Source organism: Nostoc sp. 'Peltigera membranacea cyanobiont' 232, from assembly GCF_002245985.1.
Lineage (GTDB): Bacteria > Cyanobacteriota > Cyanobacteriia > Cyanobacteriales > Nostocaceae > Nostoc.
The window spans coordinates 1-1,151 of sequence record NZ_NOLK01000393.1 but is presented as its reverse complement, the minus strand read 5'-3'; the positions used below and the strand labels follow the sequence as shown (position 1 = coordinate 1,151).

Sequence of the window (1,151 nt, the reverse complement as noted above, 5' to 3'; positions counted from 1 at the left end):
TAACGAGTGCTGCGTGGTACATCGTCAAGATTGATTTTTAGATAGTCTGCCAGCGCGACTAGGAATTGCTGACCTGTGTATTGAACTTCTTCGGCATCATAGAAGTGTTTAAAGGCTTGCCAGCGTTCGCTAAAATCAGAGGTTCTAAAAGAAAAGGCTGAACACTTACGCTTCATAAGAGCATAGGTTTCAACAATGCTTATGGCTTTTTCGGATTCAATGGAGAGCGAGAAATATTGCTTCAAGGATGCGACTGTGCGATACCAAGTGATATCTGAAATGCCTTTTCCCGTGATGCCCTCGTAAGTTTCTTTGAGCAAGCGATACTTAGCTACATATTTTTTTGTTGCCACATTAACTCTGTTTTATTACTTGAGTGTGTATAAAATTGACCGACTATCCGTAAATTCCAGTTATTTGACAGGCTTATTTAGCTAGAAACAGTTATCCTGATACGCCAAATTAGCTAGGCACTATCAATAACCTTGGATTTGGGACTTTAGACAAATGTTTTAGCCTTGGTTTTATCGGCTATAACCATGCAATAACAAGGTTTGTCAGCTTTGATGACATACTGACACTTTCTCGTTTACCCCTACGAATACGCCCCTTTTGGACTAGTTGACGCGCTTGTACCAAAGCCTTTGGATGTTTTGCGCGGTACTAGATGTTACCAAGGGTTAGAACAAACTCAACTGTATTGAGTTGTTAGTTATCTCTGCTGTGTGCTGTTTATATAAGCTCGGCACTTCGTAGCAGCGTCTTAGCACCTTGTCACGATTGAGCTTTAAGTCAGCGCTCTTAGACTGACGCGGTAAAGGACGGAAATAATATTGTGTGTGGTTGATACTATCGCTACTGGTTAAATATCTGTACAGGGTTCCATCGATCCAGTAAGTCTTGCTCTGGCTCAATAGCGTGACGCATCCTACAAGCTGTTTATCAATCATCATTCTTGTCTCCCGCGACACACGCGCCCGTCAAGCTTGCACCCAGGAAGACCGCGATAGAGGCGATCGCGCTTCCTTCAAAAATTTTGGCGTTGTAAATCCATGTCGGCTGATATTCCTCACCTCTGCTTTGTTCAATGCGGTCAACGCCGTGACAAAAGATAGTACCAACAACCATAAAACTAGTAGTTAGTAAGCTCA

The 1,151-nt window shown here is 42.7% G+C and carries 1 protein-coding gene and 1 pseudogene; both read right to left on the bottom strand.

Translation table 11 applies throughout. The features are described from left to right. Window positions 1-353: hypothetical protein (locus CDG79_RS40570; RefSeq protein ID WP_143855760.1), on the bottom strand; the 353-nt coding region annotated here is incomplete at its 3' end. Window positions 354-942: 589 nt separating this feature from the next. Then, window positions 943-1,151 (bottom strand): annotated as a pseudogene (locus CDG79_RS44680) (hypothetical protein); the annotation flags it as partial.